We start from the raw sequence: 25,794 nt of genomic DNA, 5'->3' as shown, positions 1-25,794 counted from the left end.
AGCGCCCGAAACGGGCCCGGAAACGATACCCGCGTTTGTCTTAAGGCTGTCTGACAGCCGGGGGCAGGGCTTTCCCGAACCTAAAATCCCGTCCCTATGCTCAAGATCAAACAGGAACTGCTGGCCGGCCTCGCGCAGGCGCTGGACCAGCTCTCGCCCGGTGCCGGCGACAAGGCCGCCTTCGAATCGCCCAAGGTCGCCGCCCATGGCGACTACGCCGTCACGGCCGCCATGCAGCTGGCCAAACCGCTGAAAGCCAACCCGCGCCAGCTGGGCGAGCAGCTCAAGGCCGCGCTGATGGCGCTGCCCGTCTACCAGCAGTGGGTGGCCGACATCGAGATCGCCGGGCCCGGCTTCCTGAACCTGCGGCTCAAGCCCGCGGCCAAGCAGGCCATCGTGACCGAGGTGCTGCAGGCCGGCGAGGCCTTCGGCGTCCAGCCGTCCAACGGCCAGCGCCTGATGGTGGAGTTCGTCTCGGCCAACCCCACCGGCCCGCTGCACGTGGGCCACGGCCGTCAGGCCGCGCTGGGCGACGCGATCTGCAGCCTGTATGAAACCCAGGGCTGGGACGTGTACCGCGAGTTCTATTACAACGACGCGGGCGTGCAGATCGGGACGCTGGCCACCAGCACGCAGCTGCGCATCAAGGGCTTCAAGCCCGGTGATGCCGAATGGCCCGAGGCCGCCTACAACGGCGACTACATCCAGGACATCGCCAACGACTACCTGGCCAAGAAGACGGTGCATTCCGACGACCGCGAATTCACCGCCAGCGGCGACCCCGAGGCGCTGGACGACATCCGCCTGTTCGCCGTGGCCTACCTGCGCCACGAGCAGGACCTGGACCTCAAGGCCTTCGCGGTGAAGTTCGACAACTACTACTTGGAGTCCAGCCTCTACACCAGTGGCCGTGTGGACGCGGCGGTGCAGAAGCTGCGCGAGGCGGGCAAGACCTACGAGCAGGATGGCGCGCTGTGGCTCAAGTCCACCGACTACGGCGACGACAAGGACCGCGTCATGCGCAAGGGCGACGGGTCCTACACCTACTTCGTGCCCGACGTGGCGTATCACATCGCCAAGTGGGAGCGCGGCTTCACCAAGGTCATCAACATCCAGGGCACCGACCACCACGGCACCATCGCCCGCGTGCGCGCCGGCCTGCAGGCCGCGGGCGTGGGCATCCCCCAGGGCTACCCCGACTACGTGCTGCACACCATGGTGCGCGTGGTGCGCAACGGCGAAGAGGTCAAGATCAGCAAGCGTGCCGGCAGCTATGTGACGCTGCGCGACCTGATCGAGTGGACCAGCAAGGATGCGGTGCGCTTCTTCCTGCTCAGTCGCAAACCCGACACCGAATACACCTTCGACGTCGATCTGGCGGTGCAGAAGAACAACGACAACCCGGTCTACTACGTGCAGTACGCCCACGCGCGCATCTGCTCGGTGCTGGCGGCCTGGGGCGGTGACGTGGACTCGCTCGCCGGCGCCGACCTGTCGCCCCTGCACACGCCGGCCGCGCAGTCGCTGATGCTGCTGCTGGCCAAGTACCCGGCCATGCTGACCGCAGCGGCCGAGGGCTTTGCGCCGCACGACGTGACCTTCTACCTGCGCGAGCTGGCCGCGGCCTACCACAGCTACTACGACGCCGAGCGCATCCTGGTGGACGACGAAGCGGTCAAACGCGCCCGTCTGGCGCTGGTCCGGGCAACGGCACAGGTGTTGCACAATGGCCTGGCCGTGCTGGGCGTGAGCGCCCCGCAGAAGATGTGAACCTCCCACCTCCCATGAACATTTCATTCCCGCAGGCCCGCGCTCAGCGTGGCGGCACCCTGGTTGGCTTTGTGGTCGGCCTGCTCGTCGGCCTGGGCCTGGCGCTCTCGGTGGCCGTGTATGTGACGCGCGTGCCGGTGCCATTCGTGGACCGCGGTGTCACCCGCAAGCCGGCCGACGATGCGGCCGAGGCCGAACGCAACAAGGGCTGGAACCCGAACGCCGGGTTGGTGAACAAGCCGCCGCCGCTGCCGGCTCCAGTCGAAACGACCCCGCCGGCCGCCGGCGACGCGGCACCGAAGGACGCCTCAGCGGCGGAGCCCGACAAGGCGCCGGCCGCCAAAGCCGCTGACGCGGCCACCAAGCCGGACAGCGATCCGCTGGGCGACCTCATGAGGGCCAAGGCCGGAGGGGCGTCGGAGCCCGCGGCTGCGCAGGGGGCCGACCCCTTCTCCTACTTCGTGCAGGCGGGGGCATTCAAGTCTCCCGAAGAGGCGCAGGCGCAGAAAGCACGGCTGGCCATGCTGGGCATGGACGCCACCATCACCGAACGCGAGCAGGCGGGGCGCACCGTGTTCCGTGTCCGCATGGGACCATTTGGCCAGAAGGCCATGGCCGAGGCCACGCGCGAACAGCTGGAGGTGAACGGGGTGGAAGCGGCGCTGGTGCGGGTGCAGCGCTGATTGCACGGTACCGAGGAACTTTTCGCTGTCCCGGGAGCCTGATTCAGGTCATTTCAAGGAGTCCGATTCCATGCATCGTCGAGATTTTTCGCGCAGCCTCCTGGTGGCTGGTGCCGCCACCGCCAGCGGGCTGACCCTGTCGCCGGCCCTGGCCCAGCGCGTGGCCTTCAAGGAAGGCACCGATTTCCAGCGGCTGGCCAAGCCGGCGCCGACCGAGAGCCCGGCGGGGCAGGTCGAGGTGGTCGAGTTCTTCGCGTACAGCTGCATCCACTGCTACAACTTTGAACCGGTCTTTCATGAGTGGATCAAGCGCAAACCGGCCCATGTGACGGTGCGCCGCATGCCGGTGGCCTTCAACCAGAACTTCGTGCCGATGCAGCGCCTGTACTTCACGCTGGAGGCCTTGAACTTGGTGGACACGCTGCACGTCAAGGTGTTCAAGGCGATCCACGAAGAGCGCCAGCCGCTGACGACCGCGCCCGCCATCACCGCCTGGATCGAAAAACAGGGTGTCAACCGCGAGCAGTTTCTGGGCATCTTCAATGGCCAGGCTGCCAAGCTGGCGGAGAAGGCCGTTGGTCTGCAGGACGCCTACCAGGTGGAAGGCACGCCCGCCCTGGGCATCGCCGGCAAGTTCTATGTGGGCGGACAAGGGCCGCGCACCCTGCTGGTGGCGGACTCGCTGATTGCCGAGGCCCGCAAAGGCTGACCGGTTTCTGACCCTCTTCCCTTCGGAGCCCGCCCTGTGCGGGCTTCCTGGTTTCATGGCGGGCACAATGTGCCGGCGCAGCGGCGAAACGCTCTGGGCGCCGCTACAATGAATGCAAGATCTGTGCCCTCAAACGCCATGCACCCACACGCACCAACCCCCCGTTCCATCGCCCGGATGTTGGCCGTCATTGGCCTGATGCTGCCCCTGCTGGCGCAGGCCGAAAAGGCCGACAAGGACAAGCCCATGAACGTGGAGGCCGATGCGCTGCGCTACGAAGAGACACGCCAGACCAGCGTGTTCACAGGCAACGTGGTGATCACCAAGGGCACCATCCTGATGCGCGGTGCCAAGCTGGACGTGCGCCAGGACCCGCAAGGCAATCAGTACGGTCTGCTGCTGGGCACCCCCGAAAAGGCCGGTTTCTTCCGCCAGAAGCGGGAAGGCGTGGACGAATGGATCGAGGGCGAGGGTGATCGCATCGAATACGACAGCAAGGCGCAGACGGTGCTGTTCACCGGTCGCGCGGTGCTGCGCCGCTACCGCGGCACCCTGCTCAACGACCAGAGCGTGGGCAGCGAGATCCTCTACAACAGCCTGACCGAGGTGTTCACGGTCAAGGGTGGGGACACCAGCAAGACCGCCGCCAACCCCACCGGCCGCGTGCGCGCCATGCTCACGCCGATCCCGGAAGAGGAGAAGAACGGCCCCGCCGCCCCGGCGACCGATCCGGCCACGCTGCGTCCCAGCGGCAAGATCACCGAGCCCAAGAAGTGACGGAGACCGTCGCCAGCGCCAGTCCGTCGGGCGACATGCCGTCGCACAGCCGTCTGGAGGTCCGGGGACTCAAGAAGTCCTACGGCAGCCGCAAGGTGGTCAAGGACGTGTCCCTGTCGGTGGACAAGGGCGAGGTGGTGGGACTGCTGGGCCCCAACGGTGCCGGCAAGACCACGTCGTTCTACATGATCGTCGGCCTGCTGCGGGCCGACGGTGGCGAGATCCTGCTGGACGGTCACCGCATCGAGTCCTTGCCCATCCACCGCCGTGCCCGGCTGGGGCTGGGTTACCTGCCGCAGGAAGCCTCGATCTTCCGCAAGCTCACGGTGGCGCAGAACGTGCGCGCGGTGCTGGAGCTGCAGCAGGACGCGAACGGCCAGCCGTTGTCGGCGCGCGAGATCGATGCCCGGCTGGACGAGCTGCTCAAGGAGCTGCGCGTCGACCACCTGCGCGATTCGCCCGCGCCCGCCCTCTCGGGCGGAGAGCGCCGTCGCGTGGAGATCGCCCGCGCGCTGGCCACCCGGCCGCGGTTCATCCTGCTGGATGAGCCCTTCGCCGGCATCGACCCGATCGCGGTGCTGGAGATCCAGCACATCATCAGTTTCCTCAAGTCGCGCGGCATCGGTGTGCTGATCACCGACCACAACGTGCGCGAAACCCTGGGCATCTGCGACCACGCCTACATCATCAGCGACGGTCATGTGCTGGCCAGCGGTACCACCGCCGAGATCATTGAAAACGCCGAGGTGCGCCGCGTCTACCTGGGCGAGAACTTCCGCATGTGACGGAATGAGCCGATGAAGCAAGGTCTGTCGCTGCGGGTGTCGCAGCACCTCGCGCTGACGCCGCAACTGCAGCAGTCGATCCGCCTGTTGCAGCTGTCCACGCTGGAGATGGCTCAGGAAGTCGAGCAGATGCTCGACGAGAACCCGTTCCTGGAACGGGGCGAGGAAGTGGCCGATCGCGAAGATTTCGGCGTGCAGACCGCGGACGCACCGGTGGTCGCCGGCGAGCAGCTGGAAGAAGCGGCGCAGCCGGTGGTCGAGCTGCGCAGCGCCGAACCGGACACCCGCACCACCCAGGCCGACAGCGCAGACAGCGCCAGCGACGAGGTCGAGAGTCGGCTGGACGGCGCCGCGCCGGTCGAAGAAAGCTGGGAAGGCGACGGCACCGTCGAGATGGCGCCCGACGACAGCGAATGGGGCGGCGATGCACCCGCGCGCAACAGCGGTTCCGGCGGTGACGACGACGACACCGCCACGGCCGCCGACCTGGCCCGTGTGCCGGTTAGCCTGCAGGACCAGCTGCACGAGCAGGCGCGCTGCCTGCGCCTGTCGGACGAGGACAGCGCGGCGCTGTACTTCCTGATCGAGTCGCTCAACGACGACGGGTATCTGGAGGACAGCCTGCACGAGCTGGCGCGCGCCTGCTGGCGCCTGACCGCGGGCCGGCCGGCCGACGAAGAGCCGCGCTTCGACGAAGTCGAGGCCATCGAGCAGCGCCTGGGCATGGCCCTGCAGTGGCTGCAGCAGATGGAGCCCACGGGCGTGGGCGCGCGCGACCTGGGCGAGTGCCTGCGGCTGCAGATCATGGAGCTGCGCAACACGCCCGCCGCCCGCGCGGCGCTGGCGATCTGCGAGCAGCCGCTGGAGCTGATGGCCAAGCGCGACATCAAGCGCCTGTGTGCGGCCACCGGGCACGACGACGAGACCGTGCGCGCCGCGCTGGCGCTGATCGCACGCCTGGAGCCCAAGCCGGGCCGGCGCTTCGTCGACGTCGAGCGCAACGTCGTGGTGCCCGACGTGATCGTCACCCGCGCCGGTCGCGGTTTCAAGGTCTCGCTCAACGCCGAGGTGATGCCGCGCCTGCGCGTGCACGACGTCTATGCCAACGCCCTGCGGGGGCGGCGCGAGGCCGGCGGCGAAGCCGGCCACGCGGCCATGCAGCAGCGGCTGCAGGAAGCGCGCTGGTTCATCAAGAACATCCAGCAGCGCTTCGACACCATCCTGCGCGTCTCCAGCGCCATCGTCGAGCGCCAGCGCAACTTCTTCATGCACGGCGAACTCGCCATGCGCCCGCTGGTGCTGCGCGAGATTGCCGATGAGCTGGGCCTGCACGAGTCCACCATCAGCCGCGTGACCACGGCCAAGTACATGGCCACGCCGTTCGGCACCTACGAACTCAAGTACTTTTTCGGCTCCAGCCTGGGCACCGAGACCGGCGGCAATGCGTCGAGCACGGCGGTGCGCGCCCTGCTCAAGCAGTTCATCGCGTCCGAAGAGCCGACCAAGCCGCTGTCCGACAACCAGCTCTCGGACCTGCTCAAGGAGCAGGGCATCGAGTGCGCGCGCCGCACGGTCGCGAAATACCGCGAGGCGCTGCGCATCGCGCCGGCGAACCTGAGAAAAGCGCTTTGAACCAATTGAATCTTTTCCTCCCCTGCGCCGCCGGCGTGGAGGACTACCTCGCCGCCGAAGTCACGCGCATCACGGGCGAGACCGCGGTGCAGAAGTCGCGCGCCGGTGTGGCGCTGCAGGCGTCCTGGCGCGACGCGCTCAAGCTCAACCTGCACTGCCGGCTCGCGCAGCGCGTGCTGGTGCAACTCTGGCACGGCGGCTACCGCAGCGAGAACGACCTGTACGCGGCCGCCAGCGAGGTCGCCTGGGAAATCTGGTTCACGCCGCAGCAGACCATCAAGGTCGAGGTCACGGCGCAGCACAGCCCGCTCAAGAGCCTGAACTTCGCGGCGCTCAAGATCAAGGACGCGGTCTGCGACCGCTTCCGCGACAGGCGCGGCGAGCGCCCCAGCGTCAACACCACCTGGCCCGACGTGCGGCTCTACGCCCACCTGACCACCGACACGGTGAGCCTCTACATCGACACCTCGGGCGAGCCGCTGTTCAAGCGCGGCTGGCGCGAGGACAAGGGCGACGCGCCGCTGAAGGAAACGCTGGCCGCGGCCATGATCGCCGCCACCGGCTGGAACGGCGCCGAGGCCGAATCGCTGGACGACATCGTGCCGCTGTACGACCCCTGCTGCGGCAGCGGCACGGTGGCGATCGAGGCGGCACAGATCGCGCTGCGGGTCGCTCCCGGTCTGCAGCGCCGCTTCGCGTTCGAGAAGCTGCTGCCGTTCCAGCCACACGTCTGGCACGCCCTCAAGGACGAGGCCGCGAAGCAGCGCCGCGAGTGGCCGGCCGGGCGCAAGCCCATCGTGTTCGGCAGTGACGTGGCCTTCCGCATGGTCGACTTCGCGCAGCGCAACGCCGAACGCGCGGGTGTGGCCTTCGCGATGGAGCTGCGTGGCGGTGACGCGCTGCAGCGCATGCCGCCGACCGACAAGCCCGGCGTGATGCTGCTGAACCCGCCCTATGGCGAGCGCATTGCGGCGGCCGGGGTGGCAGGGCAGAGCGCCCAGGTGCGGGCGGCCGAACGCGGTGCGCGTGCGCCCCGCACCTTCACCGTGGGTGCCAAGGCCGCTCCCGAGCCCGGCTTAGGCCGCGAGAGCGCCCAGATGGCCGATGGCAGCGACGGCAGCGATTTCTTCGCGCAGCTGGCCACGCACTGGAAGAGCCACTACGCCGGCTGGAGTGCCTGGTTGCTCACGCCCGACCTCAAGCTGCCCGGCAAGATGCGTTTCAAGGAGTCGCGCCGCGTGCCGCTGTGGAACGGTCCCATCGAGTGCCGGCTGTTCCGCTTCGACCTCACCGCACGGCGCGCGCCGGCCGAGCCATCGGCATGACCGCCTCGACGACGGTGCTGGTGCTCGACACCAACGTCGTGCTCGACCTCTTCGTCTACGAAGACCCGGCCACGGTGCCACTGCGCGAGCGGCTGGCCGATGCGCAGACGCGCTGGCTGGCGACGCCGGTGATGCGCGAGGAACTGCGGCGCGTGCTGGACTACCCGCAGGTGGTCAAGCGCCTGGCGTCCCGTGCCCTGACCGCCGACGGGGTGCTGGCGGCATTCGACGCGCGCGTGCAGATCGTGGACCTGGCGCCCAAGGCGCCCTACACCTGCAAGGACGGCGACGACCAGCAGTTCATCGACCTCGCCGTGCAGCACGGTGCCACGCTGCTGAGCAAGGACAAGGCGGTGCTGTGCATGCGCAAGCGGCTGGCGACGCTGGGTGTGGCGGTCGGCCGGCAGTGGCCGGCGTGTCCACCGGGCGTCTGACCCTCAGACCTGCGCGAACTGTTCGGCGCTGGCGCTGGGCCAGTAGGTGGTGAACACCGGGTGCAGGCTGTGGATGTCGCCCAGCAGCGCGCCGGGCGCCACAGTGGGCAGCAGGTTGGACAGCAGCCGGACCTCGTTCTCGTTGACGCGGCGCACGATGTGCTGGGCGCTGATCTCGCCGGGGTGCTGCAGCCCGGCGGCCTGCACCAGCTCCTGCAGGGCCTTGAGCGTGTTCTGGTGGAAGTTGAAGACCCGCGTGGCCTTGTCGGGCACCACCAGGGCCTGTTGGCGCATCGGATCCTGCGTGCTGACGCCGGTCGGGCACTGTCCGGTGTGGCAGCTCTGGGCCTGGATGCAGCCCAGCGCGAACATGAAGCCGCGTGCGCTGTTGCACCAGTCCGCGCCGATGGCCATGGCGCGCGCGATGTCGAAGGCGCTGACGATCTTGCCGGAGGCGCCGATCTTGATGCGGTCGCGCAGGTTCACGCCCACCAGGGTGTTGTGCACCAGGCGCAGGCCCTCCTGCAGCGGCGCGCCCACGTGGTCGGTGAACTCCAGCGGGGCGGCGCCGGTGCCGCCCTCGGCGCCATCGACCACGATGAAGTCGGGCGTGAGGCCAGTTTCCAGCATCGCCTTGACGATGGCAAACCACTCCCAGGGGTGGCCGATGCAGAGCTTGAAGCCGGTGGGCTTGCCGCCCGAGAGCTCGCGCAGGTGGGCGATGAAGCGCAGCATCTCGATGGGCGTGGAGAACGCGCTGTGCGCCGCCGGCGAGATGCAGTCCTGGCCCACCGGCACCCCGCGCGCGGCCGCGATCTCGGGCGTCACCTTGGTGCCGGGCAGCACACCGCCGTGACCCGGCTTGGCGCCCTGGCTGAGCTTGAGCTCGATCATCTTCACCTGCGGGTCCAGCGCGTTGGCCTTGAACCGGTCGTCGTTGAAGCGGCCCTGTTCGTCGCGGCAGCCGAAGTAGCCGGAGCCGATTTCCCAGACCAGGTCGCCGCCGTGCAGCCGGTGCCAGCTGCTGATGGAGCCTTCGCCGGTGTCGTGGGCAAAGCGCCCCTGCTGCGCGCCGCTGTTGAGCGCCTGAATGGCGTTGGCCGAGAGCGCGCCGAAGCTCATGGCCGAGATGTTGAACACGCTCGCTTCGTAGGGCTGGGCGCAGGCCGGGCCGCCGATGGTGATGCGGAAATCGTGCGAGTCCAGGTGGGTCGGCGCCAGCGAGTGGTTCAGCCACTCGTGGCCATCGGCCTTGACATCGAGCTGGGTGCCGAAGGGCCGCTTGTCGGTCTCGCCCTTGGCGCGCGCGTAGGCCAGGCTGCGCTGGCTGCGCGAGAACGGTGCGGCCTCGGTGTCGCCTTCGATGAAGTACTGGCGCATCTCGGGCCGGATTTTTTCCAGCATGAAGCGCAGGTGGCCGATGACGGGATAGTTGCGCAGCACCGCGCTCTTGGTCTGGCGCAGGTCCCGGTAGCCCAGGACCGAGAGGCCGGTGAACACCAGGAACCAGAAGCCGCCGATGCCGAAGCCGACCAGGGTGAACAGGCTCAGCAGGGCGCACACCACGCACAGCGCGAGGGCGGTGTACCGCACGGGATAGAGGGCGTTGAGGCGGTCGAGCATGTCGGGCATCCTGGGTGGCGCGGCTACACTGGCCCGCATCTTAAGACCCCACCCCGATCCGATGAGCTTTGACAACCTGCCCCCCATGGACAACGCCGAGTTTGATGCCCTGGAGGCGATCCTGGACGACCTTCGTGTCGGCGACGAAGAGGTGCCGCAATGGGAGTTCTGCGAAGGCGCGATCGCAGCCCTGCTGTGCACCCGCCGCCCGGTGAGTGCGGAAGAGGCCCTGCCGGTGGTGGTGGGCGTCGGCGAGGACGAGGGTGACCTGTCGTTCAAGGACGCCGAGCAGGCCACCCTGTTCAGGGACCTGTGGACGCGGCGCTGGAACGAGGTGGCGGCATCGCTCGCGGCCAAGGTCGAATCGCTGGACGACGATCGCGCCTACCACCCCGAGGTGATGGACGTGCGCGGCGCGGTGGCGATGCTGCCCGAGGCGGAGCGGGCCGAGATCGCGGACCAGCCGCTGCCGGCCTTCGGCCAGGTCTGGGCGCTGGGCTTCATGTTCGTGGTCGAGAACTGGGAAGAGGAGTGGATGCCGCCGCGCGACGCCGAAACCGCCGGCTGGATCGATGAGGCGCTCGACGCCATCGTGGTGCTGACCGAAGACGACACCGGCCAGCCCGCGTTCAACATGCACGCCGAAGAGGGGCCGCCGAGCGTGAGCGAGGCGCGTGCCAACGCCTTCGGGTCGGCGATCTGGGCGGTCTACGACCTGCACCAGATCTGGCAGAGCCTGGGGCCGCGCGTGGACCCCGTGCGCAAGTCGGCCGAACCCGGCCGCAACGACCCATGCCCCTGTGGCAGCGGCAAGAAATTCAAGAAGTGCCACGGCGCCTGAGCGCCACCCGAAAGGGGCTCAGCCGCCTTCCGGTTCCTGGGCCGTAAGTTCGAACGCGGCCTCGGCGCACACCTCGCCGTTGACCTGCAGCTCGATGCGGTGCCGGCCCGGGTAGAGGGTGCGGGTGGTGACCGGGCGCAGGCTGTGGCGCTTGCTCAGGGTGCAGCGTTCGCCCGGCGCCAGCACCAGCTTCCAGCCCTTGAACACCTTGGGGCTGGTGCCTCCGTTGGCGCGCACGTGGTGCACCAGGTAGTCGACCACCAGGGTCTGCGGGCGGGTCGCGGTGCTGTGCAACTGCACCTCCAGGCCGATGTGCCCGCCGATGGGGGCGCGGTGTGCCGACAGCTGCAGCCGGGCCTCGCCCTCCAGTCCGCGCGCCAGGCCCCAGGCCGCCAGGGTGGGCGCATGGCCCTGCTTGATCAGGCCGCGGCTGGCGTGGCGCAGCAGCGCCTCCCGCTGTGCGCCCGCGCTGGGCCGGTGGGTCTGCACCCAGGCTGCGACCAGGTCCGGATGGTCTTTGGCGATGTCGTTGAGGTGGTTGGCGACGCTGCGTCGCACATAGGCACTGGGGTCGTCCTGCAGGGCGCGCAGCAGGGGCAGCGTCGGCGCCGGATCGGCCACCAGCGCCTGCAGCCGCAGGCCCCAGGGCAGGCGGGGGCGCGAGCCTTCGCTGACCAGCCGGCGCACGTGGGCGCTGGGATCATGAACCCACTGTGCCAGGGTCGCGAACACGGCGTCCGGATGGCGCTGGATGAACGGGCGGATCGCGAACTCGGACGAGAAGCGCTGGGTCAGGGCGTGCAGGCAGGCCAGGGCACGGGGCAGGTCGCCCATGCCGCGCCGCGCCACGAACTCCGCCAGCGACCAGACCACCCAGCCGCGCAGGCCGGGTTCGTCGGTCTCGCCGTGTTCGTTGTTGGCCAGGCCCACCGGTTCGCCCTCGGCGTCGAGCGCGGTCGGTGGTGCGAGGCTGGCCTCGATCAGGTCCGCGGCGTGTGCGAAGCGGTCCGGCAGCGTGGCCTCCAGGGCGTCGGCCAGCTGCATCGCGCGGGCCTTGAATTCGAGCGCATCCAGCCCGCTGGCCGCCTGCTGCTCGAACGCAGCGCGGTTGAAGCGGGGCCACACGCGCTGCAGGTGGCGGCCCGCGGTGTCGACGGTGCGGGTGCTGATCAGGTTCTTGAACGGCTCGGCCATGCCGCGGCTCAGGGGTGTTGCGACAGCCGCCGCAGCAGCCCGTCCAGCGCGTGCGCCACGGTGGCCTGCCGCACGGTGGCGCGGTCGCCGTCGAATCGGCGGTGCTCGGTGAACACGCCTTCGGGCGTGGCCCAGCCGAACCAGACCGTGCCCACCGGCTTGTCGGCGGTGCCGCCCGTGGGGCCGGCGATGCCGGTGACCGCCACCGACCAGTGCGCGTGCGCGTTCGCCACCGCGCCCGCGGCCATCGTGCGGGCGACCGCCTCGCTGACCGCGCCATGCGCCTCGATCAGCGCGGCCGGCACGCCCAGCAGCTCGCACTTGGCGGCGTTGGAATAGGTCACGAAGCCGCGCTCGAACCAGTCGCTGGAACCGCTGATCTCGGTGCAGGCGCCGGCGATCAGGCCGCCGGTGCAGCTCTCGGCAGTCGCCATCATCTGGCCGCGCGCCCGCAGGGCCATGGCCAGCTGTTCCACCAGGGTCGGAATGGGGTGCATGGGTCAGTACTTCCAGAGGGCGATGACGAGCAGCGTGCACAGGGCGGCCGCGAAGTCGTCGAGCAGGATGCCGAAGCCGCCGCGCGGGCCGAAGCCCTTGAAGGTGCGGTCGGCCCAGGCCATGGGACCGATCTTCACGGCGTCGAACAGCCGGAACAGCGCAAAGGCGACGAGCTGGCCCCAGAAGCCCGTGGGCATCACCAGCCAGAGCACCAGCCAGAAGGCGACCACCTCGTCCCAGACGATGTGGCCCGAGTCGGCGATGCGCATGTGCCGCGCGGTGACGGTGCAGGCCCACCAGCCGACCAGGGTGGCGGCCCCGATCAGCGCCGCCCAGCGCAGGTCGGTCATGAGGGGCTGCAGCAGCACGAACGCCGCCCAGGCCCAGAGCGTGCCGACGGTGCCGGGCGCGGCGCGCGACAGGCCCGAACCGGCGCCCAGGGCGATGAAGTGCGCCGGGTGGGCGAGCAGGAATTTCAGGTCGGGCCGGTGAACGACCGGAGGGGAAACGTCGGCGGCCAGGGTCTCGGGCATGGCGGGATTATCGGTTCCGCGTCGCGGCCAGCACTCAGGCGAAATGGTCGTAGCTGCGGGCGCTCATCGGCCGCACGCGGCCGTCCGGTCCGAGCAGGCGCAACCCTGCTTCGGCGGTGATGCAACCGATGCGTTGCACCGGGGTGGCACTGGCGGTGCCCGCGCGCAGGATGTGGTCCCGCGCCGACGCGGGAGCGGTGAACAGCAGCTCGTAGTCGTCGCCGCCGTTGAGCAGACACTCCAGGCGGTCCGCGTCGGCCAGCGGTTGCAGGGCCGGCGCCACCGGCAGCGCGGCCAGGTCGATTTCGGCGCCGACGCCGCTGGCCGCGAGGATGTGGCCGAGGTCACCGGCCAGTCCGTCGCTGAGGTCAAGGGCGGCGTGCGCCACACCGGCCAGCGCCTGGCCCAGCGCCAGCCTGGGCGCTGGCCGCTCCAGCCGCTGGCGGCACAGGGCCTCGTCGTCCGGTGCCGCCAGCGCCCAGGCGGTGCCACGCAGCCGCTCCAGCGCCAGCCGCGCCTCGCCGGTGCGACCGCTCAGCCAGAGCTCGTCGCCGGCCCGGGCGGCATTGCGGCGCAGCGCGTGTCCGGGTGTCACTTCGCCGAACACCGTGATGCAGAGGTTCAGCGGGCCACGCGTGGTGTCGCCGCCCACCAGAGGGCAGCCGTGGTCATCGGCCAGGGCCAGCAGGCCGTCAGAGAAGGCGTGCAGCCAGCCGTCGTCGGCCTGGGGCAGGGCCAGCGCCAGCGTGAAACCCAGGGGCCGGGCGCCCATGGCCGCGAGATCGCTGAGATTGACCGCAAGCGCCTTGTGGCCCAGTGCTTGCGGGTCGACATCGGGAAAGAAGTGGTGACCCTCTACCAGCATGTCGCTGGAGATGGCGAGCTGGTGACCAGGGCTGGGCGTGAGCAGGGCGCAGTCGTCGCCAATGCCCAGCGCCACCGCCGGCCCGGACTTCGCGCGCTGGAAATGCCGACGGATCAGCTCGAACTCGCCCACGCCGTCAGCCCCGTGTGGTTTCGGTGTCGGGGGCGTCGGCGCTCAAACCGTCGTCGCTCGCGTCCGGCGGTGGTTCCGCGCCAGGGCGCGGCGGCAGCAGGAAGCTCAGCGGTGCGTGGCGCAGGCGGTGGCGCAGGGCGGCGTAGATGCGGCTGCGGTGCGCGTCGTTGATCGCCTGTGCCTTCAGCGCCAGCCGGAACGCCAGGTAGAAGCTCACCGCCAGGTTGATCGGGCCGACCACGGCCACGCCGGCCACGGCCGACCAGAACGCCGGCTCGCGCAGCACGTCCCCGCCCAGCGACATGGCGGCTGCCGCCACCTGACCGGCAGACAGCGTGACGTGGCGCACCTGCAGGCCCAGGCCGAAGAACTCGGCAAAGGCCGGCACGATGCCCAGCATCAGGCCCAGCGAGATGTTGGCCGCCAGACCGGAGATGTTGCGGCGCAGGAAGCCGGCCCAGCGGTCGGCGCGCGCGCGCCCCAGCCAGCGGGTGGTGCGCGGGTTGTGCCGGATCGCCGAGTCGAGGCGGTGGAACACGAACCAGTTCTCGACCCAGCCCGCGATGATGCTGGAGGAGAACAGCAGCACGCCGGTGAGGGCGGCAAACAGCGCGGTCGGCCCCAGCAGCTGCATGTCGTGCAGCACGTGCTGCGCCTTCTCGGCGTCGATCATGGACGCGCCGGTGAACGCGCTCAGCAGACCGCTGATCAGCATGACCACCGGGATCACCAGGCCGACGTTGCCCAGAATGGCCGCGATCTGCGAACGCAGCAGGTTGGCCACCTCGTCGACGAAGCGCCACACCGCGCCGGGCTGGCGGATGTCGCGCAGCTTGGCCACCATGGCCGGCGCCGTCACCGCCGGCTGCTTGGTCGCCACGGTCCAGTGCAGCAGCTGCACCAGCACGAAGAAGAAGGCGTAGTTCAGGCCGGCGGCAAAGCCGTTCCAGAACAGCGACAGGCCCAGACCATACAGCGCGAATTTGACCCAGGTGGTGATGCCGATCAGCGCGCCGCCGCCGGCCGCCTTGCCCAGCATTTGCCGGTATTCGGCCGCGTCGCGGGTGATGTAGTGCTCCCCGCTCTCGGCGCTGCGCTCGGCCACCTTGGCCGCGGTCAGGTGCGAGCTGCTGGCGATCAGCGCGCGCAGGCTGCGGTTGTCGTGGCCCATCTGGGCCAGGTCGGCCAGCAGGGCCGCCGTGGCGCGCTCGGGCTGGGCCGACTGCAGGCAGTCCAGCAGGGACTTGGCGCGCAGCACGCGCTCGCGCAGCTGGCGCAGCCGGAACACGATGCCGACCGAGACGCCGTGGGCGTCCAGGTGGGTGTAGACCGAGTAGGCCGCGTGGCGGCAGGCATCCAGCTGCGTGCGCAGGTGGGTGGCCGCGGCCTGCACCTCGGCGCTGTGCACGCCATGGGCCAGCACCGCGTCGCGCAGGTCTTCCATGTCGACCGGCAGCTGGTGGAAGGTGCGCTCCGACTTGGCGGCCTCGGACATGCGCACGCGGATCTCGGCGGCGTAGCCGGTGGCCGTGATCTGGCCCACGCAGAACACCAGCGCATCCAGCAGGGACCGTTCCCACAGGCCGGGTCCGGTGGTCGCCGGTTCGTCCGGACCCGGGCTGAACAGCAGCGCGTGCAGCCGGTGCAGCGTCTGGCTGTCCAGGGCGCGCAGCCAGCGCACGTCGCCGGACGTGGGCAGCAGCAGGTCGAACAGCGCGCCCAGGTCGGTGGTCTCGGGCGTGCCGGGCAGCAGCTTCTTGCGCACGCGGTGACCGAATTCGCTCAGGAAGGCGGTGCGCGGTGCGAAGCCGTGGTCGGCCAGCAGCGGCGCCAGGTCCACGGTGTCGGTGAAGCGGCGCCACCAGGCGCGCCAGCGGCGCACCCAGCCGGGGCGTGCCTGGGCGGTGTCCAGCAGCACCTGCAACCGGGCCACGCTGGCCCGGGCATCGCCGTCGGTGCCACGCACCCATTGCAGCACCTCGATCAGCCAGAGGTGCCGCTCGGCCAGCGGCGCCTCGGGGTCCAGCCGGTCGAGCAGTCGGACCGGGTCCACAGCGCTGGTCACAGCCCGGCCTGCGTCAGTGCAGCACGCGCGGCGGCTGGTCGCTGCCACCGCCGCAGTCGGCCACCAGCGCGAACTCGGGCACCTCGGCCTCGAAGCGCTCGCCGTCTTCGGCCACGCAGAAGTAGCTGCCTCGCATGCTGCCCGAGCGCGTGCCCAGGCGGGTGCCGCTGGTGTACTGGAACGATTCACCCGGCCGCAGCAGCGGCTGGTGGCCGACCACGCCCAGACCCTTGACCTCCTCGGTGTGACCGCGGGCGTCGTCGATGATCCAGTGGCGCGAAATCAGCTGCGCCGTCACGTCACCGGTGTTGGTGATGGTGATGGTGTAGGCGAAGGCGTAGATGTCCTCGTCCGGCGCGGACTGTTCGGCCAGGTACTGTGGCTCGACCTCGCAGGTGAACTGGTATTTCGGCATGGCGGGCATGTTACCGCGGCGCCGCATAACCCGGCAGGCCCTGCGAAAATGGCGGAACTGCGCCCATCCGGACCCTTTTTATGACCACCTACCGCATTGCCCCGTCCATCCTGTCCGCCGACTTCGCCCGCCTGGGGGAGGAGGTGAAGAACGTCATCGCCGCCGGCGCCGACTGGGTCCATTTCGACGTGATGGACAACCACTACGTGCCCAACCTGACCTTCGGTCCCATGGTCTGCCAGGCGCTCAAGCCACACGCGAAAAAGCCCGACGGCACGCCGGTGCCGATCGACGTGCACCTGATGATCCAGCCGGTGGATGCGCTGGCCGGCGCCTTCATCGACGCCGGTGCCGATCTGGTGAGCTTCCACCCCGACGCCAGTGCCCACGTGCACCGCAGCGTGCAAGCCATCAAGGCCAAAGGCGCCCAGGCCGGCCTGACTTTCAATCCCGCTCAGCCGCTGGACGTGCTGGACTGGGTGATCGAGGACATCGACCTGATCCTCATCATGAGCGTCAACCCAGGTTTCGGCGGCCAGAGCTTCATCGACTCGGCGCTGCGCAAGATCGAGCAGGCGCGCAAGCGCATCGAAGCCAGCGGCAAGGACATCCGCCTGGAAGTGGACGGCGGCATCAAGGCCGACAACATCCGCCGCGTGGCCGACGCCGGCGCCGACACCTTCGTGGCCGGCAGCGCGATTTTTGGCAAGCCGGATTACAAGGCTGTGATCGATCAGATGCGCGCTGCGCTCGCCTGATGCTGACCGGCATCAAGGCGGTGATCGTCGATCTCGACGGCACCATGGTCGACACGCTGGGCGACTTCGAGGAGGCCCTCAACCGCACCCTGGCCGACCTGGACCTGCCGCCGGTCACGCGCGCCCTCATCGAGCGCACCGTCGGCAAAGGTTCGGAGCACCTGATCCGCTCGGTGCTGGCGCACCAGCTGGCGCTGCCCGAGGTGACCGGGCTGTCCAATGTCTGCCAGGCGCGCAGCGTCGACACGCTCTACGAGCCCGCCTGGCAGCGCTACCAGCACCACTACCTGCGCATCAACGGCGAGTTCTCCGCGGTCTACCCGGGTGTGGTCGAGGGGCTGGCGATACTGAAGTCAATGCGGCTGCCGATGGCCTGCCTGACGAACAAGCCGCTGGCGTTTGCGCAGGGCCTGCTCAAGGCCAAGGCGCTCGACGGGTATTTCGGCTGGGTGTTCGGTGGCGACAGTTTCGAGCGCAAGAAGCCCGACCCGATGCCCATCCTGGGCACCTGCGCCGCCATGGGCGTCGAGCCCGGACGGGCCTTGATGGTCGGGGATTCCCAGAACGACGCCCTGGCGTCGCGTGCGGCGGGCTGCACGGTCGCGCTGGTCACCTACGGCTACAACCACGGCCAGCCGGTGGCGCAGGCTCCGCACGACCTGCTGGTGGACTCGCTGCTTGAACTGGCGGAGCGCCTTACTTCTTGATCCCGAGCAGGGCGTCCTTGAGCTGCCAGTCGGCCGGCTTGGGGCCGAGCCAGATGCGCATCAGGGCCTCGAAGAACTCCGGTTCCCGGAACGGCTCGCCTTCCACCTGGCCTTTGACCGTGAGCACGGTCCCGGTGCCGGGAATCCAGTCGAGCATGAAGTTCTCGCCTGTCTTGAGCACCTTGTGGTTGGTGAACACCTGGCTCATGCGCATCACGCCCGGGATGAGCTTGGCAAAGCTGCCCTTTTCCATGTTGTCTTCCATGCCGCGGGAGAACAGCTTGCCCAGTTCTGCCGAGTCGATGTCGCGCAGCATGGTGATGGTCATGCGCTTGGGGCCGGGCTGGTCCAGCAGCGCGTCGGTTGTGCTGGCGGGCTTCTCCACGTAGAAGCCAGCGGTGTAGACCTTGAACACCGCCTTGTAGCGGACGCCGGCACCGTTGAGGGTCAGGGGCTTTCCGGCCAATGTCACCCGGTCTTCGAGCTTGACGCCTGCCACCTCCACCGTCGCAGCCAGGGTCGGCAGGCTGGCCACGGCCAAGGCGCTCGCCAGGACGAGCCGGGGCACAAACAGGTGAAGACGTGGCGTGTTCATGGGGATGGCTCCAAATAGAACGATCGTTCGTTTTTGCATTGTCCGCAAACCCGGAACCGGAAACAAGCTCGGGATGACCCTGAGGTGTTTGCCGGTCGATGACCGGCGCCTCGCAGGCGACGCGCTTTGCTACACTGCGCCGTCATGTTCGCTTCTCTCACGTTCTCTGCAGGTTTCGCACCTGGCCGCAATGGTCGGGGAGCCTGGCCCTGGCGCAAGCCAGCGTAAACGTGCACTCCCCCCTCTGAAGGGGCACGGGCCGGCCCGCAGCGTCCGTCCAGCGCCCCGCAAGCCTGCAGCCGATCCGGCTGCATCCCTCACAGACGGTCCCTGGCACCGCCCAGGCACCCCGGAGCAAGAACCGTGATCACCGAACTCGAATTCAAGAGCCTCACGCAACAGGGCTACAACCGCATCCCGCTGATGGTCGAGGCCTTCGCGGACCTCGAAACCCCGCTCTCGCTGTACCTCAAGCTGGCCCATGGCCGGGGCGATGGCGCCAACAGTTTCCTGCTCGAATCCGTCGTTGGCGGCGAGCGCTTCGGTCGCTACAGCTTCATCGGCCTGCCTGCCCGCACCCTGCTGCGCGCCAGCGGTTTCGGTGCCGAGGCCAGGACCGAGGTGGTCCGCGACGGCGTGGTGGTCGAAACGAACCACGGCAACCCGCTGGACTTCATCGCCGCCTACCAGCAGCGCTTCAAGGTCGCGCTGCGGCCAGGCCTGCCGCGTTTCTGCGGCGGTCTGGCGGGCTATTTCGGTTACGACGCGGTGCGCTACATCGAGAAGAAGCTGGAACACACCTGTCCGCCCGACACGCTGGGTACACCCGACATCCTGCTGCTGCAGTGCGAGGAACTGGCGGTCATCGACAACCTCTCGGGCAAGCTCTACCTGATCGTCTACGCCGACCCGGCCCAGCCGGAGGCCTACGCCAACGCCAAGAAGCGCCTGCGCGAGCTCAAGGAGGCACTCAAATACTCGGTGGCGGCGCCGGTGGTCAAACCCAGCCAGAGCCATCCGGCCCAGCGCAGCTTCGCCAAGGACGAGTACCTGAAATCGGTCGAACGCGCCAAGGAACTGATCGCCGCGGGCGACTTCATGCAGGTGCAGGTGGGCCAGCGCATCAGCAAGCGCTACACCGAGTCGCCGCTGTCGCTCTACCGTGCGCTGCGCTCGCTCAACCCCAGCCCCTACATGTACTACTACCACTTCGGGAATTTCCACGTGGTGGGGGCGTCGCCCGAGATCCTGGTGCGCCAGGAGCACACGGAAGAGGGGCAGAAGGTCATCATCCGCCCGCTGGCCGGCACCCGCCCGCGCGGCGCCACGCCCGAGAAGGACAAGGCGACCGAGGTCGAGCTGCTGGCCGATCCCAAGGAGCGCGCCGAGCATGTGATGCTGATCGATCTGGCGCGCAACGACATCGGCCGCATCGCCAAGATCGGCACGGTCAAGGTGACCGAGGCCTTCGTGGTCGAGCGCTACAGCCACGTCATGCACATCGTGAGCAACGTCGAGGGCGTGCTGAACGACGGCATGACCAACATGGACGTGCTCAAGGCCACCTTCCCGGCCGGCACGCTGACCGGTGCGCCCAAGGTGCATGCCATGGAACTGATCGACCAGCTCGAGCCGGTCAAGCGCGGCATTTACGGCGGCGCCTGCGGGTATCTCAGCTACGCCGGCGACATGGACGTGGCGATCGCCATCCGCACCGCGATCATCAAGGACCAGACCCTGCACGTGCAGGCCGCGGCCGGTGTGGTGGCCGACTCGGTGCCCGAGATGGAATGGAGGGAAACCGAACACAAGGCGCGGGCGCTGCTGCGGGCCGCGGAACTGGTGGAAGAAGGTCTGGAGTGAACGCTATGACCACGAACAAAAAAATCCAGCTGCTCATGGTGGACAACTACGACTCGTTCACCTTCAACATCGTGCAGTACTTCGGTGAATTGGGTGCCGACGTGACCGTCGTGCGCAACGACGAGATCACGGTGGACGAGATCCAGCGCCGGCTCGACGCCGGCCAGATCGACCGCCTGGTCATCTCGCCCGGCCCCTGCTCGCCGGCCGAGGCCGGCATCTCGGTGCCGGCCATCCAGCACTTTGCCGGCAAGCTGCCCATCCTCGGCGTCTGCCTGGGTCATCAGGCTGTCGGAGCAGCCTTCGGCGGCAAGATCATCCGCGCGCAGGAGCTGATGCACGGCAAGACCAGCGTGATTACCACGACGCAGGAGGGCGTGTTCGCGAACCTGCCCGAGCAGTTCACGGTCAACCGATACCACTCGCTGGCCATCGAACGCGAAAGCTGCCCCGACTGCCTCAAGGTGACGGCCTGGACGCCGGACGGCGAGATCATGGGCGTCAAGCACAAGACCCTGGCCATCGAAGGCGTGCAGTTCCACCCCGAGAGCATCCTGACCGAGCACGGGCACGCCATGCTCAAGAACTTCCTGGAGCAGGCATGAAAACTGTCGATCTGCGCAGCGACACTGTCACCCAACCCACGGCCGCCATGCGGGAGGCCATGATGGCCGCGCCGCTGGGCGACGATGTGTTCGGCGATGATCCGACGGTCAACGCGCTGCAGGAACGCATGGCAGCGCTGACCGGCAAGGAGGCCGCGCTGTTCATGCCCTCGGGCACGCAGAGCAACCTCTGCGGCATCCTGGCGCATTGCGGACGCGGTGACGAGTACATCGTCGGTCAGCTGGCCCACACCTACCGCTACGAGGGTGGCGGCGCGGCGGTGTTCGGCAGTGTCCAGCCGCAGCCGCTGACACAGGATGCGCAAGGTCGCATGGCGCTCCCCGACATTGCCGCGGCCATCAAACCCGACGATCCGCACTTCGCGCGCACCCGGTTGCTGTGTCTGGAGAACACCTGGAACGGCCACGTGATGCCGGACGAATACCTGCGCACCGCGACAGCACTGGCTCGGGAGAAGGGCCTCAATACGCATCTGGACGGCGCGCGCGTGTTCAACGCTGCTGTCGCGTCGGCCGCGCCGGAGCAGACCACGTTCGCCCGCCTGCGCGAGATTGCCGACCACTTCGACAGCCTGTCCGTCTGCTTCAGCAAGGGCCTAGGCGCACCGGTGGGGTCGGCCCTGTGCGGGTCGCACGAACTGATTGCGCGCGCGCGCCGCATCCGCAAGATGGCCGGCGGCGGCCTGCGCCAAGCGGGACTGCTGGCAGCCTGCGCGCTGCACGCGCTGGATCACCATGCGGAGCGTCTGGTCGAAGACCACGCCAACGCGCGGCGGCTGGCCGACGGCCTGCGCGGCATCGATGGTCTGACGGTGAAATCGGCTGAAACCAACATCGTCTTCGTCGACGTGGCCGATGGCCAAGGTCCGGCGTTGCTGGAGTTCTTGAAAGCGCACGGCGTGCTGGCCACCGGGCTGATCGGCCTGCGTTTCGTGACCCACCTCGATGTGGACACCGCTGGCATCGACCATGCCCTCGCCACCGTGCGCCGCTTCTTTGTCGAGGCGCCCGCAGCGGGCACCGCAGCCGGGCGCACCGGCCCCTACTGATCGGTCCAGGAACAACGCCATGCCCGATTCGACGCAACTTCTCATGTTCATCGCGGCGGGCTGGCTGCTCAACCTCACGCCCGGTCCCGATGTGCTCTACATCGTCAGCAGCGCGCTCAAGAGCGGTGTGCGGGCCGGCATGGTGGCCGCGCTGGGGGTCGTCAGCGGCTGTTTCGTCCACGTGTTTGCCGCCGCCCTCGGCGTCGGCGCGTTGCTGGCCACCTCAGCCACAGCTTTCACCTTGCTCAAGTGGGCGGGTGCGGCTTACCTGATGTGGATGGGCGTCAAGTTGCTGCTGGCCAAGGGCGGTGGTTCTTCCATCGTGCCGGCGGGCGTGAGCGCGGAGGTGGCGGCGGTGAATCTGTGGCGCGTGTACCGCCAAGGTTTTCTGACCAATGTCCTGAACCCCAAGGTGGCGCTGTTCTTCCTGGCCTTTGTGCCGCAGTTCATCGCGCCGGGCACCGAGGACAAGGTGACCGCCTTTCTGCTGCTGGGTCTGCTGTTCAACCTGAACTCGCTGCCGATCAACTTCGGCTACGCCTGGCTGGCCGGCTGGGCCTCGCGCCGCGTTGGTGCGGTGCAGCGCGCCATGCACTGGATGGACCGCGCGGCCGGCCTCATGTTCATCGGCTTTGGCCTCAAGCTCGCCCTGTCCGACAATCCTTCCCGCTGATTTCCGGAGACCCCCATGCCCCACGCCCACAAGATCACCCCGCAGGAAGCCCTGCAGCGCACCATCGAGCACCGCGAAATCTTCCACGACGAGATGCTGCACCTCATGCGCATGATCATGGGTGGCGAGATGTCGCCCGTGATGATGGCGGCCCTGATCACCGGGCTGCGCGTGAAGAAAGAAACCATTGGCGAGATCACCGCCGCTGCTCAGGTGATGCGCGAGTTCTCGACCAAGGTGCATGTGGCCGACAAGACGCACCTGGTGGACATCGTGGGCACGGGCGGCGACGGCTCGCACACGTTCAACATCTCCACCTGCGCCATGTTCGTGGCTGCCGCTGCGGGCGCCAAGGTCAGCAAGCACGGCGGACGCAGTGTCTCCAGCAAAAGCGGCAGCGCCGACGTGCTGGAGAGCCTGGGCATCAACATCAACCTGCCGCCGGACGTGATCGCGCGCAGCATCGCCGAGGTGGGTGTGGGCTTCATGTTCGCCCCCAACCACCACCCGGCCATGAAGAACGTGGCGCCGGTGCGCCGCGAGCTGGGCATCAAGACCATCTTCAACATTCTTGGCCCGCTGACCAATCCGGCCTCGGCGCCCAACATCCTGATGGGCGTGTTCCACCCCGACCTGGTCGGCATTCAGGTGCGCGCGCTGCAGCGGCTGGGCGCCGAGCATGCGGTCGTGGTCTATGGCCGGGACGGCATGGACGAAGTGTCGCTGGGCGCTGCCACCATGGTGGGGGAACTTAAGAACGGCGAGATCGCCGAGTACGAAATCCACCCCGAGGATTTCGGCCTGACCATGGCCAGCAGCCGCGCGCTGCGCGTGGAGACGCCCGAGGACTCCAAGGCGATGCTGCTGGGCGTGCTGGAGAACCGGGACGATCCAGTGCTCAAGGCGGCCCGCGACATCGTGGCGCTCAACGCCGGCGTGGCGCTCTACGCGGCCAACGTCGCCCCCGACATGGCGCAGGGCATTGCGCTGGCGCGCCGAACCCTTGAATCGGGCGCGGCGGCGGCCAAGCTGCGCGAGCTGCAGGTGTTCACCCAGTCGGCTGTCGCTGGCGCGGGCGTCTGAGGTGCTCCGTGCCCGTGTGGCTGCAGAGCGAAGGCGCCTGGATTGCGTTGGGCGTCTCCGCCCTGTTCATCATCGCCGGTGTGGTCATGCACCGCGTCATCAAGAAGGTGCTGCAGACTCCGCGGCCCGAGGAATCGCAGAAACATGAGTGACATCCTGAACCAGATCGTCGCGGTCAAGCGCGAAGAGATCGCCGCCGCGCGCAAGAAGAAGCCGTTGGAGGCGATGCGCTTTGATGCCGAAAGCCGTGTGCTGACCCGCGATTTCGAAGGTGCGTTGCGCGCCAAGATCGCCGCGGGACAAGCGGCGGTGATTGCCGAGATAAAAAAAGCCAGTCCGAGCAAGGGCGTGATTCGCGAGGACTTCATTCCTGCCGACATTGCCCAGAGCTATGCCGAGGGCGATGGCCGGGTCAGTGCAGCCTGCCTGTCGGTGCTGACCGACCGCCAGTTCTTCCAGGGCAGCGCGGACTACCTCAAGCAGGCGCGAGCCAGCTGCGATCTGCCGGTGCTGCGCAAAGACTTCATGGTCGACCCCTACCAGGTCTACGAGGCCCGGGCCATGGGGGCGGACTGCATCCTGCTGATCGCCGCCTGCCTGGACGATGCGCAGATGGCCGACCTGGAGGCCATCGCCATGGGCATGAACATGGCGGTGCTGGTCGAGGTGCACGACCGCGACGAGCTGCATCGTGCGCTCAGGCTGAAAACGCCACTGCTGGGCATCAACAACCGGAACCTGCGCACTTTCGAAGTGACCCTGCAAACCACCCTGGACATGCTGCCCGAGGTGCCGGCCGACCGGCTGCTGGTCACCGAGTCCGGGATCCTCGGGCGAGAGAATGTGCGAACCATGCGCGAGGCTGGTGTGCATGCCTTCCTGGTGGGCGAGGCCTTCATGCGTGCACCCGAGCCCGGGCTGGCGCTGGCCGAGCTGTTTTCCTGAATCGCGTTCATGCGACAGGAATCTTTTGAATGGGACGGCGTGGCGCCGACGCGGCCATCGACCGATCCGGTGCCCTGGCTCAGGGAGATCGACCCGGCGCGTTGGCCGGTCGCAGAGACCTGGCGCCCGGTGCTCGACCGATTCTGGTCGGACAAGGCCGGACAGGGGCTGCTGGCTTTCCTTCGCGAACGCCTGCGGGTCGGCGCGGTGATCTATCCGCCAGAACCTTTGCGGGCCTTGTCCTGGGGAGGTCCGGCCGATGTCCGTGTGGTGATCGTCGGGCAGGACCCTTATCACGGGCCAGGTCAGGCCGAAGGGCTGGCGTTTTCAGTGGCATCGGTTGTGCGCAAACCCCCGAGCCTGCGCAACATCTTCAAGGAGCTATGCCGTGACCTCGGACTGCCGGAGCCGGAAGATGGCTCACTGGCGCCGTGGGCGCGACAAGGCGTGTTGCTGCTCAACACCTGCCTGACGGTGGAGGATGGTCAGGCGGGTAGTCATGCAGGGCAGGGCTGGGAAGTGCTCACCGATGCCGTCATCGAGGCTTGCAGTGCATCTGCCGTGCCAAAGGTGTTTTTGTTGTGGGGGGCTCACGCCCAGAAGAAGGCCGACTTGATCGATGTGTCCCGCCACAAGGTGCTGTGTGCCAACCACCCGTCACCCTTGTCTGCCAGTCGCGGTCCGGTCCCGTTCCTGGGGTGTGGCCACTTTGGTGCGGCGAACCGGTGGCTGGCGGAGCAGGGTGTTGCTCCAATTGACTGGTCGTTGATGGCGTTGAGTGACACGGTCAAAAAAACCGTGGCATAATGTCGGGCTGCGTTTGTGGAGGGGTGGCCGAGTGGTTAATGGCAGCAGACTGTAAATCTGCCCTCTTGCGAGTACGCTGGTTCGAATCCAGCCCCCTCCACCAATGACTGCAGATGTGAGAGCGATGGAAATCTGTGCGGGAGTAGTTCAATGGTAGAACCCCAGCCTTCCAAGCTGATGACGCGGGTTCGATTCCCGTCTCCCGCTCCATCTTTGGTTGTTGACTCCGCCTGACCAGCGGGCGTGGATTTTGAATTTCAGGGTATCCGGCGTGTGTCGGATGTCTTGGCCCTTGTGGCTCAGTGGTAGAGCACTCCCTTGGTAAGGGAGAGGTCGCGGGTCCGATTCCCGCCAAGGGCACCATCTTTGTTCTGGTGTTTCGGCAATTTTGTTTTGGAGCTGAAAAA

At 68.1% G+C, this 25,794-nt stretch carries 27 protein-coding genes and 3 tRNA genes; 22 read left to right on the top strand and 8 right to left on the bottom strand.

The features are described from left to right. The first annotated feature begins 96 nt into the window (after positions 1-96). From argS to HPS01S_RS13105, 8 genes are all read left to right on the top strand, one after another. Positions 97-1,770 (top strand): arginine--tRNA ligase, encoded by a 1,674-nt coding sequence (gene argS, locus HPS01S_RS13140; protein WP_066156728.1) that lies wholly within the window; start codon positions 97-99, stop codon positions 1,768-1,770. 14 nt (positions 1,771-1,784) lie between these two features. Continuing rightward, positions 1,785-2,453: an SPOR domain-containing protein gene (locus tag HPS01S_RS13135; protein WP_066156725.1), complete on the top strand. Its 669-nt coding sequence runs from the start codon at positions 1,785-1,787 to the stop codon at positions 2,451-2,453. 70 nt (positions 2,454-2,523) lie between these two features. Continuing rightward, positions 2,524-3,162 carry a thiol:disulfide interchange protein DsbA/DsbL gene (locus HPS01S_RS13130; protein WP_066156722.1) on the top strand — a complete coding sequence of 213 codons (639 nt, stop codon included), beginning with the start codon at positions 2,524-2,526 and terminating at the stop codon, positions 3,160-3,162. Positions 3,163-3,339: 177 nt separating this feature from the next. After that, complete coding sequence (gene lptA, locus HPS01S_RS13125) at positions 3,340-3,939, top strand: lipopolysaccharide transport periplasmic protein LptA (protein ID WP_066156719.1); 600 nt, start codon at positions 3,340-3,342, stop codon at positions 3,937-3,939. A gap of 35 nt (positions 3,940-3,974) precedes the next feature. Then, positions 3,975-4,724 (top strand): LPS export ABC transporter ATP-binding protein, encoded by a 750-nt coding sequence (gene lptB, locus HPS01S_RS13120; protein WP_066156716.1) that lies wholly within the window; start codon positions 3,975-3,977, stop codon positions 4,722-4,724. 12 nt (positions 4,725-4,736) lie between these two features. Continuing rightward, positions 4,737-6,356 (top strand): RNA polymerase factor sigma-54, encoded by a 1,620-nt coding sequence (locus HPS01S_RS13115; RefSeq protein WP_066156714.1) that lies wholly within the window; start codon positions 4,737-4,739, stop codon positions 6,354-6,356. Then, complete coding sequence (locus HPS01S_RS13110; RefSeq protein WP_066156713.1) at positions 6,353-7,681, top strand: THUMP domain-containing class I SAM-dependent RNA methyltransferase; 1,329 nt, start codon at positions 6,353-6,355, stop codon at positions 7,679-7,681. Before HPS01S_RS13115 ends, HPS01S_RS13110 begins: the two co-directional genes overlap by 4 nt. After that, entirely contained in the window at positions 7,678-8,115 is a 438-nt protein-coding gene (locus HPS01S_RS13105; protein ID WP_066156711.1) for a putative toxin-antitoxin system toxin component, PIN family, read from the top strand. The genes HPS01S_RS13110 and HPS01S_RS13105 overlap by 4 nt, the downstream gene beginning before the upstream one ends. A gap of 3 nt (positions 8,116-8,118) precedes the next feature. Here the strand turns inward: HPS01S_RS13105 and HPS01S_RS13100 are convergent, their stop codons facing one another. Beyond that, the gene (locus HPS01S_RS13100) at positions 8,119-9,738 is read right to left on the bottom strand and encodes an FMN-binding glutamate synthase family protein (RefSeq protein WP_066157141.1); all 1,620 of its coding nucleotides are present in this window, start codon (positions 9,736-9,738) and stop codon (positions 8,119-8,121) included. Positions 9,739-9,799: 61 nt separating this feature from the next. On the opposite strand from HPS01S_RS13100, the gene HPS01S_RS13095 reads away from it, so the two are divergent. Continuing rightward, positions 9,800-10,579, top strand: a complete 780-nt coding sequence (locus HPS01S_RS13095) for a UPF0149 family protein (protein ID WP_066156709.1) — start codon at positions 9,800-9,802, stop codon at positions 10,577-10,579. An 18-nt stretch (positions 10,580-10,597) separates the two neighbouring features. Here HPS01S_RS13095 and HPS01S_RS13090 read toward each other — a convergent pair whose 3' ends face one another. The 6 genes from HPS01S_RS13090 to apaG are packed head-to-tail and all read right to left on the bottom strand — an operon-like array spanning position 10,598 to position 16,281. After that, complete coding sequence (locus HPS01S_RS13090; protein WP_066156707.1) at positions 10,598-11,773, bottom strand: DNA alkylation repair protein; 1,176 nt, start codon at positions 11,771-11,773, stop codon at positions 10,598-10,600. A gap of 8 nt (positions 11,774-11,781) precedes the next feature. Beyond that, on the bottom strand, positions 11,782-12,270 hold the full coding sequence (locus HPS01S_RS13085; protein ID WP_066156705.1) for a CinA family protein: 489 nt from the start codon (positions 12,268-12,270) through the stop codon (positions 11,782-11,784). Between the two features lie 3 nt (positions 12,271-12,273). After that, complete coding sequence (locus HPS01S_RS13080; RefSeq protein WP_066156703.1) at positions 12,274-12,804, bottom strand: phosphatidylglycerophosphatase A family protein; 531 nt, start codon at positions 12,802-12,804, stop codon at positions 12,274-12,276. A 34-nt stretch (positions 12,805-12,838) separates the two neighbouring features. Continuing rightward, the gene (gene thiL, locus HPS01S_RS13075; RefSeq protein WP_066156700.1) at positions 12,839-13,801 is read right to left on the bottom strand and encodes a thiamine-phosphate kinase; all 963 of its coding nucleotides are present in this window, start codon (positions 13,799-13,801) and stop codon (positions 12,839-12,841) included. Positions 13,802-13,805: 4 nt separating this feature from the next. After that, positions 13,806-15,854 (bottom strand): transporter-like protein TlpB, encoded by a 2,049-nt coding sequence (gene tlpB / locus HPS01S_RS13070; RefSeq protein ID WP_084397378.1) that lies wholly within the window; start codon positions 15,852-15,854, stop codon positions 13,806-13,808. Between the two features lie 25 nt (positions 15,855-15,879). Continuing rightward, positions 15,880-16,281 (bottom strand): Co2+/Mg2+ efflux facilitator ApaG/CorD, encoded by a 402-nt coding sequence (gene apaG, locus HPS01S_RS13065; RefSeq protein ID WP_066157137.1) that lies wholly within the window; start codon positions 16,279-16,281, stop codon positions 15,880-15,882. Between the two features lie 80 nt (positions 16,282-16,361). Here apaG and rpe point away from each other — a divergent pair, with 80 nt between their 5' ends. Continuing rightward, the gene (gene rpe, locus HPS01S_RS13060; RefSeq protein ID WP_066156694.1) at positions 16,362-17,039 is read left to right on the top strand and encodes a ribulose-phosphate 3-epimerase; all 678 of its coding nucleotides are present in this window, start codon (positions 16,362-16,364) and stop codon (positions 17,037-17,039) included. Continuing rightward, on the top strand, positions 17,039-17,746 hold the full coding sequence (gene gph, locus HPS01S_RS13055; protein ID WP_066156691.1) for a phosphoglycolate phosphatase: 708 nt from the start codon (positions 17,039-17,041) through the stop codon (positions 17,744-17,746). Before rpe ends, gph begins: the two co-directional genes overlap by 1 nt. Here the strand turns inward: gph and HPS01S_RS13050 are convergent. Next, positions 17,736-18,341 (bottom strand): chalcone isomerase family protein, encoded by a 606-nt coding sequence (locus HPS01S_RS13050; protein ID WP_066156688.1) that lies wholly within the window; start codon positions 18,339-18,341, stop codon positions 17,736-17,738. The genes gph and HPS01S_RS13050 overlap by 11 nt on opposite strands. A gap of 363 nt (positions 18,342-18,704) precedes the next feature. Between HPS01S_RS13050 and trpE the strand changes: the two genes are divergently transcribed. The 11 genes from trpE to HPS01S_RS13000 all read left to right on the top strand — a co-directional run bounded on the left by trpE (position 18,705) and on the right by HPS01S_RS13000 (position 25,750). Next, complete coding sequence (gene trpE, locus HPS01S_RS13045) at positions 18,705-20,204, top strand: anthranilate synthase component I (protein ID WP_066156685.1); 1,500 nt, start codon at positions 18,705-18,707, stop codon at positions 20,202-20,204. Positions 20,205-20,209: 5 nt separating this feature from the next. After that, on the top strand, positions 20,210-20,809 hold the full coding sequence (locus HPS01S_RS13040) for an anthranilate synthase component II (RefSeq protein WP_066156683.1): 600 nt from the start codon (positions 20,210-20,212) through the stop codon (positions 20,807-20,809). Then, on the top strand, positions 20,806-21,879 hold the full coding sequence (ltaE, locus tag HPS01S_RS13035) for a low-specificity L-threonine aldolase (protein ID WP_066156681.1): 1,074 nt from the start codon (positions 20,806-20,808) through the stop codon (positions 21,877-21,879). Before HPS01S_RS13040 ends, ltaE begins: the two co-directional genes overlap by 4 nt. Before the next feature lie 19 nt (positions 21,880-21,898). After that, the gene (locus HPS01S_RS13030; protein ID WP_066156675.1) at positions 21,899-22,552 is read left to right on the top strand and encodes a LysE family translocator; all 654 of its coding nucleotides are present in this window, start codon (positions 21,899-21,901) and stop codon (positions 22,550-22,552) included. Between the two features lie 15 nt (positions 22,553-22,567). Further along, positions 22,568-23,635 carry an anthranilate phosphoribosyltransferase gene (gene trpD, locus HPS01S_RS13025; RefSeq protein WP_066156671.1) on the top strand — a complete coding sequence of 356 codons (1,068 nt, stop codon included), beginning with the start codon at positions 22,568-22,570 and terminating at the stop codon, positions 23,633-23,635. Between the two features lie 8 nt (positions 23,636-23,643). Next, positions 23,644-23,787 (top strand): hypothetical protein, encoded by a 144-nt coding sequence (locus HPS01S_RS21825; RefSeq protein WP_157576303.1) that lies wholly within the window; start codon positions 23,644-23,646, stop codon positions 23,785-23,787. Continuing rightward, positions 23,780-24,580 (top strand): indole-3-glycerol phosphate synthase TrpC, encoded by an 801-nt coding sequence (gene trpC, locus HPS01S_RS13020; protein ID WP_066156669.1) that lies wholly within the window; start codon positions 23,780-23,782, stop codon positions 24,578-24,580. Before HPS01S_RS21825 ends, trpC begins: the two co-directional genes overlap by 8 nt. Before the next feature lie 9 nt (positions 24,581-24,589). Continuing rightward, positions 24,590-25,387 carry a uracil-DNA glycosylase gene (locus tag HPS01S_RS13015; protein ID WP_084397354.1) on the top strand — a complete coding sequence of 266 codons (798 nt, stop codon included), beginning with the start codon at positions 24,590-24,592 and terminating at the stop codon, positions 25,385-25,387. A 17-nt stretch (positions 25,388-25,404) separates the two neighbouring features. Next, positions 25,405-25,490: transfer RNA gene (locus tag HPS01S_RS13010), tRNA-Tyr, on the top strand. Between the two features lie 33 nt (positions 25,491-25,523). Further along, positions 25,524-25,597, top strand: a tRNA-Gly gene (locus HPS01S_RS13005). A gap of 78 nt (positions 25,598-25,675) precedes the next feature. Beyond that, positions 25,676-25,750 (top strand) — tRNA-Thr (locus HPS01S_RS13000). Positions 25,751-25,794: the final 44 nt, after the last annotated feature.

It is taken from the genome of Hydrogenophaga pseudoflava NBRC 102511 (assembly GCF_001592285.1).
GTDB classification, from domain to species: domain Bacteria; phylum Pseudomonadota; class Gammaproteobacteria; order Burkholderiales; family Burkholderiaceae_C; genus Hydrogenophaga; species Hydrogenophaga pseudoflava.
This window is presented reverse-complemented; position numbering and strand designations above follow the sequence as displayed.

Coding starts and splice junctions, on each gene's coding strand:
- HPS01S_RS13080 (WP_066156703.1), bottom strand. CDS start 12,804: ATGCCCGAGACCCTGGCCGCCGACGTTTCCCCTCCGGTCGTTCACCGG.
- lptA (WP_066156719.1), top strand. CDS start 3,340: ATGTTGGCCGTCATTGGCCTGATGCTGCCCCTGCTGGCGCAGGCCGAA.
- HPS01S_RS13095 (WP_066156709.1), top strand. CDS start 9,800: ATGAGCTTTGACAACCTGCCCCCCATGGACAACGCCGAGTTTGATGCC.
- trpD (WP_066156671.1), top strand. CDS start 22,568: ATGCCCCACGCCCACAAGATCACCCCGCAGGAAGCCCTGCAGCGCACC.
- HPS01S_RS13085 (WP_066156705.1), bottom strand. CDS start 12,270: ATGCACCCCATTCCGACCCTGGTGGAACAGCTGGCCATGGCCCTGCGG.
- HPS01S_RS13090 (WP_066156707.1), bottom strand. CDS start 11,773: ATGGCCGAGCCGTTCAAGAACCTGATCAGCACCCGCACCGTCGACACC.
- HPS01S_RS13040 (WP_066156683.1), top strand. CDS start 20,210: ATGACCACGAACAAAAAAATCCAGCTGCTCATGGTGGACAACTACGAC.
- HPS01S_RS13115 (WP_066156714.1), top strand. CDS start 4,737: ATGAAGCAAGGTCTGTCGCTGCGGGTGTCGCAGCACCTCGCGCTGACG.
- gph (WP_066156691.1), top strand. CDS start 17,039: ATGCTGACCGGCATCAAGGCGGTGATCGTCGATCTCGACGGCACCATG.
- rpe (WP_066156694.1), top strand. CDS start 16,362: ATGACCACCTACCGCATTGCCCCGTCCATCCTGTCCGCCGACTTCGCC.
- HPS01S_RS13030 (WP_066156675.1), top strand. CDS start 21,899: ATGCCCGATTCGACGCAACTTCTCATGTTCATCGCGGCGGGCTGGCTG.
- HPS01S_RS13015 (WP_084397354.1), top strand. CDS start 24,590: ATGCGACAGGAATCTTTTGAATGGGACGGCGTGGCGCCGACGCGGCCA.
- HPS01S_RS13135 (WP_066156725.1), top strand. CDS start 1,785: ATGAACATTTCATTCCCGCAGGCCCGCGCTCAGCGTGGCGGCACCCTG.
- ltaE (WP_066156681.1), top strand. CDS start 20,806: ATGAAAACTGTCGATCTGCGCAGCGACACTGTCACCCAACCCACGGCC.
- HPS01S_RS13100 (WP_066157141.1), bottom strand. CDS start 9,738: ATGCTCGACCGCCTCAACGCCCTCTATCCCGTGCGGTACACCGCCCTC.
- apaG (WP_066157137.1), bottom strand. CDS start 16,281: ATGCCGAAATACCAGTTCACCTGCGAGGTCGAGCCACAGTACCTGGCC.
- argS (WP_066156728.1), top strand. CDS start 97: ATGCTCAAGATCAAACAGGAACTGCTGGCCGGCCTCGCGCAGGCGCTG.
- trpC (WP_066156669.1), top strand. CDS start 23,780: ATGAGTGACATCCTGAACCAGATCGTCGCGGTCAAGCGCGAAGAGATC.
- HPS01S_RS13105 (WP_066156711.1), top strand. CDS start 7,678: ATGACCGCCTCGACGACGGTGCTGGTGCTCGACACCAACGTCGTGCTC.
- HPS01S_RS13130 (WP_066156722.1), top strand. CDS start 2,524: ATGCATCGTCGAGATTTTTCGCGCAGCCTCCTGGTGGCTGGTGCCGCC.
- HPS01S_RS13050 (WP_066156688.1), bottom strand. CDS start 18,341: ATGAACACGCCACGTCTTCACCTGTTTGTGCCCCGGCTCGTCCTGGCG.
- lptB (WP_066156716.1), top strand. CDS start 3,975: ATGCCGTCGCACAGCCGTCTGGAGGTCCGGGGACTCAAGAAGTCCTAC.